The organism is Comamonas sp. UBA7528 (assembly GCF_002479375.1).
In the GTDB taxonomy this organism is placed as follows: domain Bacteria; phylum Pseudomonadota; class Gammaproteobacteria; order Burkholderiales; family Burkholderiaceae_C; genus Comamonas.
In genome coordinates this window covers 143,503-159,453 of sequence record NZ_DLMU01000001.1, presented here as the reverse complement: position 1 = coordinate 159,453, position 15,951 = coordinate 143,503, and the positions used below count along the sequence as shown (strand labels likewise).

The 15,951-nt window shown below is 66.2% G+C and carries 13 protein-coding genes and 3 tRNA genes; 13 read left to right on the top strand and 3 right to left on the bottom strand.

From position 1 onward, the window contains the following. Positions 1-4: 4 nt before the first annotated feature. A complete protein-coding gene (locus B3349_RS00725) occupies positions 5-910 on the bottom strand; it encodes a LysR family transcriptional regulator (RefSeq protein WP_066533574.1) in 906 nt (301 codons plus the stop codon). 165 nt (positions 911-1,075) lie between these two features. On the opposite strand from B3349_RS00725, the gene B3349_RS00720 reads away from it, so the two are divergent. The 13 genes from B3349_RS00720 to B3349_RS00660 all read left to right on the top strand — a co-directional run bounded on the left by B3349_RS00720 (position 1,076) and on the right by B3349_RS00660 (position 14,047). Continuing rightward, positions 1,076-2,311 (top strand): CaiB/BaiF CoA transferase family protein, encoded by a 1,236-nt coding sequence (locus tag B3349_RS00720; protein WP_066533572.1) that lies wholly within the window; start codon positions 1,076-1,078, stop codon positions 2,309-2,311. Beyond that, entirely contained in the window at positions 2,308-3,288 is a 981-nt protein-coding gene (locus B3349_RS00715) for a hydroxymethylglutaryl-CoA lyase (RefSeq protein ID WP_192333565.1), read from the top strand. Before B3349_RS00720 ends, B3349_RS00715 begins: the two co-directional genes overlap by 4 nt. Positions 3,289-3,547: 259 nt before the next feature. Next, positions 3,548-4,483 (top strand): Bug family tripartite tricarboxylate transporter substrate binding protein, encoded by a 936-nt coding sequence (locus B3349_RS00710; RefSeq protein WP_225608679.1) that lies wholly within the window; start codon positions 3,548-3,550, stop codon positions 4,481-4,483. Between the two features lie 170 nt (positions 4,484-4,653). Continuing rightward, entirely contained in the window at positions 4,654-6,600 is a 1,947-nt protein-coding gene (gene uvrC, locus B3349_RS00705) for an excinuclease ABC subunit UvrC (protein WP_192333569.1), read from the top strand. A 166-nt stretch (positions 6,601-6,766) separates the two neighbouring features. Beyond that, positions 6,767-7,333 (top strand): CDP-diacylglycerol--glycerol-3-phosphate 3-phosphatidyltransferase, encoded by a 567-nt coding sequence (pgsA, locus tag B3349_RS00700; RefSeq protein ID WP_066533565.1) that lies wholly within the window; start codon positions 6,767-6,769, stop codon positions 7,331-7,333. A gap of 622 nt (positions 7,334-7,955) precedes the next feature. Further along, the gene (locus B3349_RS00695; RefSeq protein WP_043387285.1) at positions 7,956-8,228 is read left to right on the top strand and encodes an HU family DNA-binding protein; all 273 of its coding nucleotides are present in this window, start codon (positions 7,956-7,958) and stop codon (positions 8,226-8,228) included. Between the two features lie 16 nt (positions 8,229-8,244). Further along, positions 8,245-8,320, top strand: a tRNA-Val gene (locus B3349_RS00690). A gap of 415 nt (positions 8,321-8,735) precedes the next feature. Continuing rightward, on the top strand, positions 8,736-10,640 hold the full coding sequence (locus B3349_RS00685; RefSeq protein ID WP_291585527.1) for a SurA N-terminal domain-containing protein: 1,905 nt from the start codon (positions 8,736-8,738) through the stop codon (positions 10,638-10,640). Between the two features lie 68 nt (positions 10,641-10,708). Beyond that, positions 10,709-10,784, top strand: a tRNA-His gene (locus B3349_RS00680). Between the two features lie 85 nt (positions 10,785-10,869). Beyond that, positions 10,870-10,945, top strand: a tRNA-His gene (locus B3349_RS00675). 575 nt (positions 10,946-11,520) lie between these two features. Then, positions 11,521-12,327 (top strand): MlaE family ABC transporter permease, encoded by an 807-nt coding sequence (locus B3349_RS00670; RefSeq protein ID WP_291585525.1) that lies wholly within the window; start codon positions 11,521-11,523, stop codon positions 12,325-12,327. Continuing rightward, complete coding sequence (locus B3349_RS00665; protein ID WP_414646828.1) at positions 12,327-13,331, top strand: MlaD family protein; 1,005 nt, start codon at positions 12,327-12,329, stop codon at positions 13,329-13,331. Before B3349_RS00670 ends, B3349_RS00665 begins: the two co-directional genes overlap by 1 nt. Continuing rightward, on the top strand, positions 13,328-14,047 hold the full coding sequence (locus B3349_RS00660; RefSeq protein WP_291585523.1) for a hypothetical protein: 720 nt from the start codon (positions 13,328-13,330) through the stop codon (positions 14,045-14,047). Before B3349_RS00665 ends, B3349_RS00660 begins: the two co-directional genes overlap by 4 nt. Positions 14,048-14,445: 398 nt before the next feature. Here the strand turns inward: B3349_RS00660 and B3349_RS00655 are convergent, their stop codons facing one another. Together B3349_RS00655 and B3349_RS00650 are read right to left on the bottom strand one after the other, a co-directional pair. After that, on the bottom strand, positions 14,446-14,637 hold the full coding sequence (locus tag B3349_RS00655) for a hypothetical protein (RefSeq protein ID WP_291585522.1): 192 nt from the start codon (positions 14,635-14,637) through the stop codon (positions 14,446-14,448). Between the two features lie 177 nt (positions 14,638-14,814). Continuing rightward, positions 14,815-15,894 (bottom strand): porin, encoded by a 1,080-nt coding sequence (locus B3349_RS00650; protein WP_291585521.1) that lies wholly within the window; start codon positions 15,892-15,894, stop codon positions 14,815-14,817. Positions 15,895-15,951 lie beyond the last annotated feature (57 nt).

The window sequence follows — 15,951 nt, the reverse complement described above, 5'->3', positions numbered from 1 at the left end:
AGCTTCAGTCGGCGGCGGGCTGGCACAGGTGCTCGGCCAGCAGCTGGGTGACGGGGGACAGGGTTTCGGTGGCGCGCACGCACAGCATCAGCTCGCGTTCGGCCCAGGGCTCCTGCAGCGCAATGCAGTGCAGCGGCAGCGTGCCCAGGTACAGGCGGGCGCTGCCTTCGGGCAGGATGCCGATGCCCAGGCCGGAGGCCACCATCAGGCACAGGGCGTCATAGCCGGTGACCTTCATGCGCAGGCGCGGCTGCAGGCCTTGGTCGGCGGCCGCGCGTGTGACCAGGTGGTTGAGTGCGCTGCCGGCATGCATGCCCACCCAGTCGTACTGCACCAGCTCGGCCAGGCGCACGCTGCGCCGTCGCACCAGGGCATGGCCGTGGGGCACGACCACGGCCAGCCGGTCGCGCCGGTAGGGGCGCAGCTGGATTTTCTCGCCATAGCTGCCGTGGTTGAGCAGGCCGATATCGGCCTCGTTGTCGGCCACGGCGCGGGCAATGTCGGTGCTCACGCGCTCCTGCAGGCGCACATCCACCTGCGGGTGCTGGGCCAGAAAGCGCTGCAGCTGCGCCGGCAGGAACTGGGTGATGACCGAGATATTGGCCACCACGCGCACATGGCCGCGCAGGCCGCTGCCGTGGTCGCGGCCGTAGTCCTTGATCTGTGTGGCAATGCCGTCCAGCTCGTTGAGCACGCTGCGCGCCATGTGCAGCAGCGCATAGGCGGCGGCGGTGGGCTGGCTGCCGCGGTTGCTGCGGGTGAACAGCTCCACCTGCAGTTGGGCTTCGAGTTCGGCCAGGCGGCGGCTGGCGGCCGAAGGCGCAATGTGCTCGCGCGCGGCGGCGCGGGCGATGGCGCTTTCTTCCATGACGGCCACAAACAGGCGCAGGGTGACGGGGTCGAGCTTCATACGGTGCAACAGGAGAGGGGTGTCATTATCCCGTCACGCGGTCCGGCTATGCCGAAATGCGATGGCAGCTTCGCATTTCAGCGTTTTGCACACCGCCCGACCGGCGGCAAGATGCCCGCACAAAGGCCCGGAGACCATGGGCCTGGGATATGGAGACAAGACGCGATGTCCACAACGCAATGGATACGGGACCCCGCCACCCAGACTGCCACGCCGCGCGCGCTGCAGGGGGTGAAGGTGGTCGAAATGGGGCAGCTGATTGCCGGCCCTTTCTGCGGCAAGACGCTGGGTGAATTTGGCGCCGATGTGGTGAAGATCGAGGCGCCCGGCGCCGGCGATCCGCTGCGCAACTGGCGCCTGATCCAGGATGGCACCTCGGTCTGGTGGCAGGTGCAGTCGCGCAACAAGCGCTCCATCGCACTGGACCTGCGCCAGCAGGAAGCGCAGGATCTGGCGCGCAAGCTGATTGCCGAGGCCGACGTGCTGGTCGAGAACTTCCGCCCCGGCACGCTGGAAGGCTGGGGCATGTCGCCCGAAGCGCTGCACGCTCTCAACCCCGGGCTGGTGATTCTGCGCATCTCCGGATACGGCCAGACCGGCCCGTACCGCGATCTGCCGGGGTTTGGCGTGATCGGTGAAGCCATGGGCGGCCTGCGCCACCTGACGGCCGAACCCGGCCGCGTGCCCGTGCGTGTGGGCGTGTCGATCGGCGACACCCTGGCAGCGCTGCATGGCGTGATCGGCGTGATGATGGCCCTCTACCACCGCAAGGTGAACGGTGGCCCGGGCCAGGTCATCGACGTGGCGCTGCACGAAGCCGTGTTCAATGTGATGGAAAGCCTGCTGCCCGAATACAGCGCCTTCGGTGCCGTGCGCGAAGCCGCCGGCAGCGCGCTGCCGGGCATCGCCCCGTCCAATGCCTACCCCTGCCAGGACGGCTGGGTGCTGGTGGCGGGCAATGGCGACTCCATCTTCAAACGCCTGATGGGGGTGATCGGCCGCCAGGACCTGGCCGATGCGCCCGATCTGGCCGACAACGCCGGCCGCGTGGCGCGGGTGGCCGAGATCGACGGCGTGATCGGCCACTGGACCCGGCAGCAGACCGTGCAGCAGGTGATGGACCAGCTGGGCGCCGCGCGCGTGCCGGCCGGCAAGGTCTACACCGCCAAGGACATTGCCGAGGACCCGCACTACCGTGCCCGCGAGATGATCCTGACCCAGCACACCCGCGACGGCCATGCCGTGGAAGTGCCCGGCATCGTGCCCAAGCTCAGCGCCACGCCCGGCACCGTGCGCAGCAGCGCTCCGCATGTGGGCGACGACACCGATGCCGTGCTGGCCGAAGTCGGCCTGACGGCCGAACAGATTGCGCAGCTGCGCGCCAAGGGAGTCATCCAATGAACAGCCAGAACCTGTGGCAGGGTGCGGATCGCCGCATCTACATGAATGAAGTCGGCACGCGCGACGGTCTGCAGATGGAGCAGGCGTTTGTGCCCACCGAAGACAAGATTGCGCTGGTGAATGCGCTGTCGGCGGCCGGGTTGTCCAAGATCGAGGTCACGGCCTTTGTCTCGCCTACGGCCATTCCAGCACTGCGCGACGGCGAGGTGGTGATGCGCGAGATCGCACGCCGCCCCGGCACGGTCTACACCGCCCTGGTGCCCAATGTGCGCGGCGCCGAGCGCGCCATCGAAGCGCTCACCGACGAGCTGAACCTGGTGATGTCCGTCAGCGAGACACACAACCTCTGCAATCTGCGCATGCAGCGCAGCCAGTCCTTCGCGGCGCTGCAGCAGGTCATCGCCACGGCGCAGCAGGCCGGTGTGCCGGTGAATGTGTCGCTGTCCTGCTGCTTCGGCTGTCCTATGGAAGGCGATGTGCCGCAGGCCGAAGTGCTGGCCTGGGTGCAGCGCTTTGCCGACCTGGGCGTGCAGGGCGTGACCCTGTGCGACACCACGGGCATGGCCTATCCCAGCCAGGTGCATGCCCTGGTGGCCGCGTACAAGGCACGCTGGCCCCAGCTGGGGCTGACCCTGCACTTCCACAACACGCGCGGCATGGCACTGGCGAATGTGCTGGCCTCCATCGACGCGGGCGCCGACCGCTTCGATGCATCGATCGGCGGCCTGGGCGGCTGCCCGTATGCGCCCGGAGCCTCCGGCAATGCCTGCACCGAAGAGATCGTGCATGCGCTGGAGCTGATGGGCTACGACACCGGCGTGAACCTGGAGCAGGTGGTGGCGGCAGCGCGTGCGCTGCCGGCGCTGATCGGCCACGACACGCCCAGCCAGATCGCCAAGGCGGGTTGCCGCCTGGATCTGCACCAGCCGCCGGCCGAGTTTGCTGCGCTGCGGGAGCGCGCCCTGGCGCGCGCCTAGACCCTTTGACGGGCTGACAGCACGCCCGGTTCCATGCGGGGGCATGGAGCAGGAACGCACTGTCCGTCCACCACCAAGAAGCTGCAGCCGCCCGGCCAGCAGCCACTGCACCGGCAGGTGCTCAGGGACTGTGGTCCCCGGCGCCCTGCACCGATAACAAGCCTCAACGGCACACCCCAAGGAGATTCGTATGCCTTCCATTTCGCTGTCCCCCTGCTTCACCCGCCGCCGCCTGCATGGCGCGGCACTGGCTGCCGCCATGGCGCTGGCCCTGCCGGCTGCCGGCTGGGCCCAGGGCAACTACCCCAGCAAGCCCATCACCTTCATCGTGCCGGCCGCTGCCGGTGGCACCACCGACCTGTCGGGCCGCATGGTGGCCCAGGCCCTGGCGCCGGTGATCGGCCAGAGCGTCATCGTGGAAAACAAGGGCGGCGGCAACGGCAACCTCGCGGCCGCCCAGGTCAAGCGCGCGCCGGCCGACGGCTACACCCTGCTGATGCAGTACTCGGGCTACCACGTGATCTCGCCCCACCTGAGCAAGAGCCAGACCTGGCAGCAGAACGACTTTGTGCCCGTGGCCAACCTGGTGTCTGCGCCGCAGATCATCGTGGTGCGCGGCGACCTGCCGGTCAAGGACATGAAGGAACTGGTGGCCTATGCCAAGGCCCATGCCGGCAAGCTGAACTACGCCTCCTCGGGCAATGGCTCGCTGCAGCACGTGACTGGTGCCATGCTGGAACAGCAGGCCGGCATCCACATGGTGCACGTACCGTACAAGGGCACCGGCCCGGCGCTGCAGGACCTGCTGGGCGGCCAGGTGGACCTGACCTTCGGCACCGCGCCGCCATTCATGCCCCACATCCAGAGCGGCAAGCTCAAGGTGCTGGCCGTCACCGGCAAGGAACGCCTGCCCAGCCTGCCGAACGTGCCCACCACGGCCGAAATGGGCTACCCCGGCGTGAACGCCACCTCCTGGTTCGCGTTGTTTGCCCCGGCCGGCACGCCCCAGGCGGTGATCGACAAGCTGGCGGCCGACGTGAAGACCGTGGTGCAGGACCCGGCGTTCAAGAAGAAGGCCGAAGAGCAGGGCGCCACGGCCGACTACATGGCGCCCAAGGCGCTGGGCACCATGGTGGCCGGCGATCTGAAGAACTGGGCCGGCGTGGTCAAGTCCGCCAACATCCAGGCGGAATAAGCCGCGGGTCCCGCAGATCCCGCCGGGCCCATACGGCCACTCCCCCAAGGCTGAACAAAAGCTGGGGCAGCGCATGCCAAGCGCTGCCCCAGCTTTTTTTAGGGGTGCGGGCGCATGCCCATGGCCGGCGGACGCGGCAGCGCGGTGCGCGCCAACGCACAATACGGGCCATGGCTTCTGATGTGCATTCCGCCGAACTCCTGGCCCAGGTGGCCGCCTTGCCCGCACTGCCGGGCGTCTACCGCTATTTCGATGCGGCGGACACCTTGCTCTATGTGGGCAAGGCCCGCAACCTCAAGCGCCGCGTGGGCAGCTACTTCCAGAAAGACCATGGCGGCACGCGCATCGGCCACATGGTCGGCAAGATCGTGCGGCTGGACACCACGGTGGTGCGCTCCGAGGCCGAGGCACTGCTGCTGGAAAACAACCTCATCAAGACGCAGCACCCCAAGTACAACATCCTGTTCCGGGACGACAAGAGCTATCCCTATCTGAAGATCACCGGCGTGGCCGGCAAGGACGGCAAGGCGGGTGAGTCCGCCGGCCAGATGTTCCCGCGCATGGCCTACTACCGCGGCAGTGTGGACAAGCGCCACCGCTACTTCGGTCCGTACCCCAGCGCCTGGGCGGTCAAGGAAACCATCCAGCTGCTGCAGAAGGTGTTCCGCCTGCGCACCTGCGAGGACACGGTGTTTGCCAACCGCTCGCGCCCTTGCCTGCTGTATCAGATCAAGCGCTGCACCGGGCCGTGCGTGGACCTGATCTCGCCCGAAGCCTATGCGCTGGATGTGCGCAATGCCGAAGCCATGCTGCGCGGCGAGACCGACGCCCTGCTCAAAAGCATGGAGCGGCGCATGATGGAGCATTCCGACAAGCTCGAATTCGAGCTGGCCGCCGAAGTGCGCAACCAGCTGTCCGCGCTGTCTACCGTGCTGCACCAGCAGGCCATCGAAACCGCCGACGACCGGGATGTGGACATCCTGGCCGTCAAGGTGCAGGGCGGCCGCGCCTGCGTGAACCTGGCCATGGTGCGCGGCGGCCGCCACCTGGGCGACCGCGCCTACTTCCCCAGCCAGCTGGACGACGCCATGGGGGTCTACGCCACCGAAGACGAGGCCGAGCAGACCCAGGCCGTGGAAGTGCGGGTGCTGGAGGCCTTTGTCGCGCAGCACTACATCGACGTGCCGGTGCCGCCGGTGCTGCTGGTCAGCGAGGCCATGGACCCGCAACTGACCCAGGCGCTGTCGGAGCAGGCCGGCTACAAGGTCGGCAGCCAGCACCAGCCGCGCGGCCAGCGCCGCATCTGGCTGGAGATGGCGCAGCAGAACGCGGCCATCCAGCTGGCACGGCTGCTGTCCGAAGAAGGCTCGCAGCAGGCCCGCACCCGTGCCCTGGCCGAGGCCCTGGACCTGCCGCAGGAAGGGCTGGAAAACCTGCTCATCGAATGCTTCGACATCTCGCACACGGCCGGGGAGAGCACCCAGGCGTCGTGCGTGGTCTTCCACCACCACAAGATGCAGGGCAGCGAATACCGGCGCTTCAACATCAACGGGATCACGCCGGGCGACGACTATGCCGCCATGCGCCAGGTGCTGACCCGCCGCTACAGGCCGGTGGCCCAGGCCCTGGCCGAAGCCGGCGGCGCCGAACTGCCGGCCGGCGCGCCGCGCCTGCCGGACCTGGTGCTGGTCGATGGCGGCAAAGGCCAGGTCAGCATGGCGCGCGAGGTGTTCACCGAGCTGGGCCTGGATCTGGCGCGCATCGTGGGGGTGGAAAAAGGCGAGGGCCGCAAGGTGGGTCTGGAAGAGCTGGTGTTTGCCGATGGCCGGCCCAAGGTCTACCTGGGCCACGACTCCGCTGCGCTGATGCTGGTGGCTCAGATCCGTGACGAGGCCCACCGCTTTGCCATCACCGGCATGCGCGCCGCCCGCGCCAAGGTGCGCACCGGCAGCAGCAGCCTGGAAGAGATTCCCGGCGTGGGCCCCAAGAAGCGTGCGCGCCTGCTGCAGCGCTTTGGCGGCGTGCGCGGCGTGACCGACGCCAGCGTGGAAGACCTGATGACGGTCGAGGGCATCTCCGCCGCACTGGCCGAGGATATTTACCGCGCCCTGCACTGAAGCGGCGCGGCAGCGGCCGCAAACCACATCGGTTCACACCGGTTCGCGCCGCGCCAGGCTTCGTTTGTGGTGGTTTCGGCGCGTGAACCGGTCCGGCAGTGGATGCTGCAGGCCCATGCGCAAGGGCTACCGGTGAAAGCCACGGTGGCGTGCCACAATCGCCCCCATGTTTTTCACCATCCCCACTGTGATGACCTGGACGCGCATCGTCGCGATCCCGCTGATCGTCGGAGTGTTCTACGCCCCTTTTGATCCCGCCACGCGCAACCTGATTGCGGCGGTGATGTTCATTGTCTTTGCGGCCACCGACTGGCTGGATGGCTTTTTGGCCCGCCGGCTCAACCAGACATCGTCCTTTGGGGCCTTTCTGGACCCGGTGGCGGACAAATTCCTGGTCTGCGCCTCGCTGCTGGTGCTGGTGCACCTGCAGCGGGCCGATGTGTTTGTGGCGCTGATCATCATCGGCCGCGAAATCGCCATCTCCGCGCTGCGCGAGTGGATGGCCCATATCGGTGCAGGCAAGAGCGTGGCCGTGCACATGATTGGCAAGGTCAAGACCATGGTGCAGATGGTGGCCATTCCCTTTTTGCTGTACGACGGCAAGGTCGCCGGCGTGGACACCGGCTACTGGGGGCACTGGCTGATCTGGCTGGCCGCCGTGCTGACCGTGTGGTCCATGGTGTACTACCTGCAAAAAGCCATTCCCGAGATCCGCGCCCGCGTGGACAGATAAGCCGCTGCACCGCCCGGGCTTTTCTGGTCGGTATAAGACACTATTGTTTTGATGGCAATTCCGGGACGCGCAGGCGGCCGCTGCGCGTTGCCTCGGCACGTATCCACAGCATGGGGCAACCGCTTGCCCCGACCGCACACTGGCCACCGCTGCAGCGGCCTGGCGGAGCGGCGTACCGCCCCATGCTCTGTACAGACGGGAGCGGCAGCGTCGCTGGTGCGCCACGCTCCCAGGGTGCACCCCGCGCCCGCAGCCCTGGGGCATGCACCAAACCGTGACTTTCAGGGCCGGCGGCAGGCTCCAATGTGGTGCGGTTTGTGCAGCGCAGCGTCTGCGCTGCAGGCGAAAAAACGGCTGTAACCCCCGCCGGCAGTGGTCGTGTTGACACAAATCCTTGCTGCACGCGGGGTCTGCTGGTTTGTCAATGCGGAAAGTCACGCGTCACCCTTTTGCGCAAAAAACCGAGGCACTTGCGAAAAAGCGCGAAAAATAGCGTCTAGAATCTGCCCCAACGCGGTACTGCCAGTCAGGTTACTCTGTGCTGCGCTGGTGTAGCAAAGCATGCGTCACACGAGTGGCCCGCTTTCACGACGTTTAAACCCATTTTCTCGAGAGGCATCTTGTGAATAAGACAGAACTGATTGAGCACATCGCTAACAACGCCGACATTTCCAAGGCAGCTGCTGCACGCGCTCTGGAATCGACCATCGATGCGGTCAAGAAGACCCTGAAGAAGGGCGGCACTGTCTCTCTGGTGGGCTTCGGCACCTTTGCCGTGGGCAAGCGCGCTGCACGTACCGGCCGCAACCCCCGTACCGGCGACACCATCAAGATCAAGGCTGCCAAGGTGCCTAAGTTCCGTCCGGGCAAGGCCCTGAAGGATGCGCTGAACTGATACAAGGTTTTCGGTTGGGTCCTTAGCTCAGTTGGTAGAGCGGCTCCTTTACACGGAGTAGGTCGGCGGTTCGAGACCGTCAGGACCCACCACAAAAATCCTGGAAGGACTTGGAGTAATCCAAGTCCTTTTTCTTTGTCTGTACCTTGGCTGGCTGCTGGCTGCTGGCTGCTGGCTGCTGGCATTGCGCGGTGTTGCGGCGCGGGACAGCATCAGCGATGTCCTGGCTGCGGGGGCGGCTGGCACGCCGCACCGCTCCGTGCGGTGCTCCCGCGCGGCGCCCGCAGGGCCGCCCGTAGTGGCATCCATGCGCCGCTGTTGGGGGAGTCGAAAACCCTCAAGTAGAATAGCCCGGCTCACCTGCTTGCGGCCTTGCTGGCTGCGGGCACTGCGTGCGACGGTGATTCCCTTTCGCCACCAGTTCATGCCGAACCGGTTGGCAGGCCAAGGCGGACCCTGCGGTTCGCCTTTTTTCTTGCATCTGCAGCAGCTTCAGAAAGTTTGACTATGCTCGAATCCATCCGCAAGAACTCCAAGATCGTGATGATCTTGCTGTTCCTGCTGATCATTCCCTCGTTCATTTTTGTCGGTATCGATCGCAGCTATTTCACGGAGTCGAGTCCGACCGTAGCCCGCGTGGACGGCAATGACATCAAGCAGTCCGACTGGGACAACGCACACCGCGTGGAAAGCGACCGCATGCGTGCGGAGATGCCGAACCTGGACCCCAAGCTGCTCGACTCGCCCGAAGCCAAGTACGCCACGCTGGAGCGCATGGTGCGCGACCGCGTGCTGACGGCTGCCGCACAGAAGATGCACCTGACCACCAGCGACGCACAGCTGGTGCGCACCCTGCAGGGCATTCCCGCCATTGCCTCGCTGCGCAAGCCCGACGGCACGCTGGACGCCGATGGCTACCGTGCCCTGGTGGCCTCGCAAGGCATGACGCCCGAAGGCTTTGAAGCCAATCTGCGCCGCAACCTGGCCCTGAACCAGGTGCTGGGCAGCCTGCAGGAAACCTCCCTGACCACGCCCGCCACCACCGACGCCGCGATGAACGCCGTGCTGCAGCGCCGCGAAATTCAGGTCGCCCTGTTCAATGCAGAGCAGTACAAGGCCGCACTGCAGCCTTCGGCCGACGAGATCAAGGCCTACTACGACGCCCACCAGGCCCTGTTCCGCAAGGCCGAGCAGGCCGATATCGAATACGTGGTGCTGGACCTGAACACGGTCAAGCAAGGCATCCAGCTCAACGAAGACGACCTGCGCACCTACTACAAGGAAAACGCGCCACGCCTGGCCGGTGTCCAGGAAGAGCGTCGCGCCAGCCACATCCTGATCAACGCCCCGCAATCCGCCAGCGCGGAAGAGCGCGCCAAGGCCAAGGCCAAGGCCGAGGCCCTGCTGGCCGAAGTGCGTGCCAAGCCCGAGACCTTTGCCGAAGTGGCCAAGAAGGAATCGCAGGATCCCGGCTCCGCCGCCAATGGTGGTGACCTGGGCTTCTTCGGTCGTGGCGCCATGGTCGCTCCGTTCGAACAGGTTGCATTCAGCCTGCCCAAGGGCGGCATCAGCGATGTGGTGGCGACCGATTTCGGTTTCCACATCATCCAGGTGACCGACACCAAGCAGCCGCCCGTGCCCAGCTACGAGCAGATGCGCCCCAAGATCGTGGAAGAGCTGCAGCAGCAACAAGCCCAGCGCAAGTACGCCGAAGTGGCGGACAGCTTCTCCAACCTGGTCTACGAACAGGCCGACAGCCTGCAGCCTACGGCCGACAAGCTGGGCCTGAAGGTGGTCAAGGCCACCGGCGTGCAGCGTGCGCCCAAGCAGGGCGCCGAAGGCCCTCTGGCCAGCGCCCGCTTCCTGGAAGCCCTGTTCACGCCCGAATCGCTGGACTCCAAGCGCAACACCGAAGCCGTGGAATTCGGCACCAGCCAGATGGTGGCCGGCCGCATCACGCGCTACGAACCCGCGCACACCGAACCCCTGACCGCCGTGGAAGCCGACGTCAAGCGCCTGTGGGTGGCTGACAAGGCCGCCGAGCTGGCCAAGAAGGCCGGCGAAGACAAGCTGGCCGAATGGAAGGCCGATGGTGCCAAGGCACAGGGTCTGGCCGCTGCCCAGGTGATCTCCCGCAACGACCCCAAGGGCCTGCCGCGTGAAGTGGTGGACGCAGCCCTGGTGGCCCCGGTCAAGGACGGCGCAGCCGCCTGGGCTGGCGTGACCCTGGGCAAGACCGGCTATGCCGTGGTCAAGGTCAACAAGGTGCTGCCGCCCGAGGCGCGTGATGCCGAGTTCGCACGCCAGGCTGCCCAGCAGTACGTGCAGCTGTGGTCTTCCGCCGAAGGCGCGGCCTACTACGAGACGCTGAAGAACCGCTTCAAGGTGCAGATCAAGGTGCCTCGCCCCTGAGAAATGGAAAAGATTTCAGAATCTCTCCGGGGGCTCTGAAAAGCGCGATACAATAGCAATCTCTTCCGGTGGCTGTAGCTCAGTTGGTAGAGTCCAGGATTGTGATTCCTGTTGTCGTGGGTTCGAGCCCCATCAGCCACCCCAAAATTTCTTCTTCCCCGCGCGGTCTGCCTGCAGGCCGCTCTGGAAAGAAAACCCCAAGAAGCCTCTTCTTGGCAAACCTCTTCCGGTGGCTGTAGCTCAGTTGGTAGAGTCCAGGATTGTGATTCCTGTTGTCGTGGGTTCGAGCCCCATCAGCCACCCCAGATAGAAAAAGCCTCTTGATTCGTCAAGGGGCTTTTTTGTTTTTGGCGCACCGTCCGCAAAGCGCGCTGCGCGCGGGCGGGGCATGTGGGCGCGCTTTGTCGGAGTGGTGTGTGGCACGCCTGACCTGTTGGCGCAGATTGGATATTGCCCAACGGTATGCAGGTTCCACGGTCGTGCGGTCGTCTGGGGCGCTGAGCGTTCTCCCATTCGCCGCCCCAAACAGAAACACTCCAACGTTCCACCGCTTGGCGCGGTGCGTTTTCCGCAGTACGCGCAAGAAGCCGGTAGCAGGGCTGGACCAGGTCATAGCGACCCTGGGCAGGGCAGGCCGGTGAGTGCCGGGCTCTGCAGGAACAGCGCACAGAAAAAGGCCCCGATGGGATGAGCACCGGGGCCGCGTGCTCCGCCTAGACTTGGCGCGAACACGAATTACCTGTTCTTTCGGCACACTGCGCCGTTTCTTGAGCACTTTGTGGCGGTGTCGATCGCTTGCAGGGCGTGGCCTGTGCCCCAGCGCTGGGGCACAGCATCCTGTCTGGCTGGCACCTGCACACAACTTGCCTATGATGGGCGCATGCAGCATCACCTGAGCACAGGCCGACTGGGTTTGAACGCGTGGCGGGCCGCACTGCGCACGGTGCGGGCCTGGGGGCGCATTTTCTATCTGGGTGCGGCCAGCGGGGTGCTGCTGCTCTCGCCGTCTTCCTACGGCCGTACGGGCCGGCAGTTGCTGCTGCGGCAGGTGTATGCCGACACGGTGCCCATTCTGTTGGGTTTCACGGTGCTGGCGGCGCTGATCTGCCTGGTCATCACGCGCATTGTGGTGGTCACGGCGGCCAGCTACGGCCTGTCGCGCTATGCGCTGGAAATGGTGATCCGTGTGCTGGTGCTGGAGCTGATTCCGCTGACTGCCGCGCTGTTTGTGGCCATGCGCTGCTCCATTCCCAACGGCACGGCACTGGCTCTGCTGCGCGAGAACGGGCATCTGCAGGCGCTGCAGAGTGCCGGGCGCGATCCGCTGCGGGAGGAAGTGCTGCCGCGGGTGCTCTCCAGCATCTATGCCAGCCTCACACTGGCGGCGCTGTCCTGTGCGGTCGCCACCGTCACCGCCTATCTGGCGGTCTATGGCTTCAACACCGCCGGCCTGCCGATCTTCACGCGGCTGTTCGGTCAGGTGTTCACGCCCCCGGTCACCGTGCTGTTTGTACTCAAGACCTTCTTTTTCAGCCTGGCGATTGCCTTGATTCCCATGGCCTCGGGCCTGTACGAGCAGACCGCGCAGCGCGCCGGTCAGCCGGGACAGGAACTCTCGGGCCTGGCGCGCATGTTTGCCGTGCTGCTGGTGATTGAAATGGCCTCGCTGATGGGCAACTACTACTGATGCAAGCTATTCCTCCTCCCTCCAGTCCGGCGCCGGACCAACCGTCTGCCGGCCCCGCCACCCCGCCGCTGCGCCCTGTGGCCCACCTGGAGCGCAAGGCCGCCGCCTTGCTGCTGCTGACCTGCGCGCTGGTGCTGGGGGCGCTGGTGTACCTGATGTATGCCCGGGGCGTGTTCGAGCCCACCCAGTCGCTGGTGCTGACGGCCGATGACTCCGAAGGCGTGGTGGTGGGCATGGACATGACCTTCTCGGGCTTTCCCATCGGCCGGGTGCACCGGATCGAACTGGCCAAGGACGGGATGGTGCGCATCCTGATCGATGTGCAGAGCAAGGATGCGCACTGGCTGCGCGAGAGCAGTGTGTTCACCCTGGTCAAAGGCATTGTGGGCGGCACCACCATCAAGGCCTACAGCGGCATCCTGACCGATCCGCCGCTCCCGCCCGATGCCGAGCGCCCGGTGCTGCGCGGTGATGCCACGGCCGAGATCCCGCAGATCATGGCCAGTGCCAAGGAACTGCTGGCCAATCTGTCGCAGATGACGGCCTCCGATTCCTCGCTGGGCCAGTCGCTGGCCCACATCCAGACGCTGTCCGACCGGATGCAGGGCCCGAATGGCGTGCTGGGCGCCGTCATGGGCAACGAGGCCGATGCCCGGCGCGTGGGCCAGGTGCTGGAGCGGGCCGAACAGGTGCTGGCACGCATGGACCGCATGGTGCAGCGGGCGGATCAGCAGGTGTTCGATGCCGATGGCGTGATGCCCCAGGTCAAGGTGACGGTGCTGGAGCTCAACGGCCTGCTGGCCGATGCACGCCAAAGCCTCCGGAAGATGGATGCCGTACTGGTGGAAGCCCAGGGCATCGGCAGCAATGTGAACAGCGCCACCCAGGACCTGGGCCAGCTGCGCACCGAAGTGGAAGCCAATCTACGCAAGATCGAAACCATGATGACCGACCTGCAGCGCAAATGGCCGTTTGCCCGCCAACCCGAGTTGCAACTGCCATGAGCACCGTCCCCCGCTTCCTCCGCCGTGCACCACAGCGGGAGCTGTGCACTGGCCTGCTCGCCCTGTGTGCGGCCCTGGCTGCCTGCAGCACCAAGCCGGTGCCGGAATGGTCGCTGAACGCCAGCGACGCCGCCCGCCGCGCCATGCAGGCCCAGCTGGAAGGCGCCAGCAGGGTGGCCGATCTGGAATGGGGTAAGGCCCGCAGTGAAGCCGCCCAGACCGGCCAGCCCGCGCTGATGGCCCGCCTGGCGCTGATGCGCTGTGCCCTGCAGGTTGCCAGCCTGGACTGGGACGACTGCAGCGGCTACACGCCGTACGCGCAGGACGCCGCACCGGCGGAGCAGGCCTACCACCGCTACCTGTATGGTGCGCTGCAAAGCGGTGATGTGGCCCTGCTGCCGGCCCAGCACCGGGGCGTGGCCGCCACGCTGGCGCAGGGTGGGTCCGTCACCGCAGCCCAGCTGCAGGCCGTGCCGGATGACACCGCCCGCCTGGTGGCCAGCGGTGCAGCGCTGCGTGCCGGGCGCACCAGCGCGGAAGCGCTGTGGCCGGTGGTAGATGCCACGGCCACGCCGCAAGGCTGGCGCCGCCCCCTGATGGCATGGATGGAACTGGAGCGCCGTCGGCTGGACTCTGCCGGGGCCACCGCTGCCGCACAGGCCCTGGCGCGGCGCCTGGATGTGCTGCAGTTGCAGGACAAGCCGACCCGGCCCTGAGGCGCAAGCCGCCGGTGCGGCCACGCCGGCAAAGCGCCTGCGGGCGCTTGCATGCCCCCGCAGGTCGCCCACTCGCCACATGGGGGCAGGGTGAAGCGGACAACCGAGGCAGGCGGGCTCACCGGCAGCCACTGCGGGGAAGATGGATCCGAGCGGTCCGAGGGGGTGACACAGCGCTACCTCCAGTGAAGTCCATCCAGGCGCTGAAAAATTCTTTGCAACGCAAGCGCCCACGGCAGTGCGCGCGTGGAGTTAACGGTGCCCGTCAGGGCTGGGTGCACCAGACGGCATGGTGTGTGTGGTGGTGCGGGTGCGCACCGTCTGGCGTCGGTACAGGCTGGCGAGAGCGGGCACAGGGATGCGTCCCTGACCGGGTGTGGCTGCGGCGCGCAACCGGATCACGGTGGCAGCAGCGCAGCCGGGTCTTTCACATTCAAGGCGTCGGCGGACTGGGCCACCACATCCACCCACAGCAGCGATGCTGCGGCGCCCAGGGCCAGGGCGGCCACCAGGATAAACAGCAGCACAGGGTGGCGGCCATTGCCGCGGCCGGGCTTGCGGCGCAAAGGGGGAGCGTTGGGGGTATGCATGTCACACCTCACGGGTGATGGCTAGGCCACTGATTGCAACATGCACGCCGCCTGTCGTCTGTCAGACAACCGCCTGACGGTTTGGTAGGCTCCCAAAGCACACCGCCCTGCAGTGCAGGGCGGCGGCAGAGGCAAGGGCCAGGCGCTGCGGCGCAGCACCTGGCCGGCTTCACAGGCTCAGAAGCGGTGGCGCATGCCCACGGCGAAGCTGGTGCCGGAATCGGAGCCGGTCAGCTTGTCGTGCATCAGCGCAGCGTACAGGTCGGTGCGCTTGGACAGGAAGTGGTCATAGCCCAGCGTGGTCGTGGTGCGCTTGCCATCAAAGACCAGCGCGCTGGTGGTGGCGTTGCGCGCTTCGATCTTGGTCTGCGCAATGGCGGCCTTGAAGGTGCCCGCCTTGGTCACAGGCACATCCAGGCCCAGGGTGGCGGTCTTGCCTTCGTAGCTGGTGTTGTCCTTGGTTTCGGACTGGCCGTAGGTGCCGTAGACCTTCACGACCTTGAAGTCATAGGAGCCACCCAGCATCCAGTTGGCCTTGGCACCGCCATCGGTGTAGAGCAGGGCGCCGGTGGGGTTCTTCACCTGGGCGCGTTCGTAGAAGCCGGTCAGCATCAGGCCGTCGTTGCGGTAGGTGGCGTTGGCACCCACGTTCTTCTTGCTGTTGGCCGTGGCCACCTCACCAAACTGGTACTGCAGATTGAAGCTCAGGCCGCCGAAGCTGGGCGAGGAGTAGACGATCTGGTTGCTCCAGCCGGTGTCGGACGCGGTGGTGTTGTAGGTCTTGAGGGCGGCGTCGGTATAGCCCGTCCACATATTGCCGTGCAGGATCAGCGGCGAGACGGTGAACGAATCACCGAACGGGTTGGCGAACACGCTGGGCAGGAAGTTGGGGGCCGAGGAACGGCCCAGCTTCACGGCACCGAAGCTGCCGCTCAGCGACACATTGGCGTCGCGGGCAAAGAAGGACTCGCCAAAGGCCAGGTCGTAACGGCCGGGAGAACCGGTGTCGCCGCGGAAGAAGGCGCCCAGCATGAAGCCGGCCTTCAGGCCATTGCCCAGATCTTCCGTGCCATTCATGCCCCACCAGGAGGTGGACAGGCCGCCGGAGCCGACCTGGCTCACGCGGTCGGCACCCGCCAGTTGCATGGAGCCGGCATACATATCGACCAGGCCGGTCAGTTGCACAGACGATTGTGCGAAGGCGGTGGAGCACAGGCAGGCTGCAGCCAGGCAGGCGGACAGTCGGGTCAGTTTCATGGGGCAAGTCCCTCGGTTGGTTGTGATGCCTGCCTCTATGCAAACCACGTGCCACCT

What these genes read in the sequence shown, in the direction of transcription:
- B3349_RS00710 (WP_225608679.1), top strand. Translation starts at nt 3,548, where the DNA reads ATGGCGCTGGCCCTGCCGGCTGCCGGCTGGGCCCAGGGCAACTACCCC.
- B3349_RS00720 (WP_066533572.1), top strand. Translation starts at nt 1,076, where the DNA reads ATGTCCACAACGCAATGGATACGGGACCCCGCCACCCAGACTGCCACG.
- B3349_RS00685 (WP_291585527.1), top strand. Translation starts at nt 8,736, where the DNA reads ATGCTCGAATCCATCCGCAAGAACTCCAAGATCGTGATGATCTTGCTG.
- B3349_RS00670 (WP_291585525.1), top strand. Translation starts at nt 11,521, where the DNA reads ATGCAGCATCACCTGAGCACAGGCCGACTGGGTTTGAACGCGTGGCGG.
- B3349_RS00655 (WP_291585522.1), bottom strand. Translation starts at nt 14,637, where the DNA reads ATGCATACCCCCAACGCTCCCCCTTTGCGCCGCAAGCCCGGCCGCGGC.
- B3349_RS00715 (WP_192333565.1), top strand. Translation starts at nt 2,308, where the DNA reads ATGAACAGCCAGAACCTGTGGCAGGGTGCGGATCGCCGCATCTACATG.
- B3349_RS00660 (WP_291585523.1), top strand. Translation starts at nt 13,328, where the DNA reads ATGAGCACCGTCCCCCGCTTCCTCCGCCGTGCACCACAGCGGGAGCTG.
- B3349_RS00665 (WP_414646828.1), top strand. Translation starts at nt 12,327, where the DNA reads ATGCAAGCTATTCCTCCTCCCTCCAGTCCGGCGCCGGACCAACCGTCT.
- B3349_RS00725 (WP_066533574.1), bottom strand. Translation starts at nt 910, where the DNA reads ATGAAGCTCGACCCCGTCACCCTGCGCCTGTTTGTGGCCGTCATGGAA.
- uvrC (WP_192333569.1), top strand. Translation starts at nt 4,654, where the DNA reads ATGGCTTCTGATGTGCATTCCGCCGAACTCCTGGCCCAGGTGGCCGCC.
- pgsA (WP_066533565.1), top strand. Translation starts at nt 6,767, where the DNA reads ATGTTTTTCACCATCCCCACTGTGATGACCTGGACGCGCATCGTCGCG.
- B3349_RS00650 (WP_291585521.1), bottom strand. Translation starts at nt 15,894, where the DNA reads ATGAAACTGACCCGACTGTCCGCCTGCCTGGCTGCAGCCTGCCTGTGC.